We start from the raw sequence: 292 nt of genomic DNA on the forward strand, positions 1-292 counted from the left end.
AAGAGACAGGACAGGTATCAGTTAGGCTCTTACGTAGGAGTTGGAGTTGATGACCCTTCAAAGTATGTAAGATTTAGTACTTCTCCTACTGAAATTCAATCTATGATTATTAAGGATGGCGTATTTCAGTTTATAGAGCCTATCAGCATTGATAAAAAAACATATGGCGTATTCTACAAAACGAAGAGAACAAAAAGTGATAACGGCTTTGAATGTACTACTGATGAAAAGAACTTCAAAGACATTAAAGCATTAGAAAAAAATGGAAAGACTAATTTGTCTAATGTAGGAA

1 protein-coding gene is annotated in these 292 nt (G+C 33.6%); it reads left to right on the top strand.

What is annotated here, in order from left to right; genetic code table 11:
- On the top strand, positions 1 to 292 hold a 292-nt coding region (locus ACPYOM_RS22270; RefSeq protein ID WP_481347630.1), incomplete at both ends, for a hypothetical protein.

This window comes from Monashia sp. HAY1-2A (assembly GCF_056755315.1).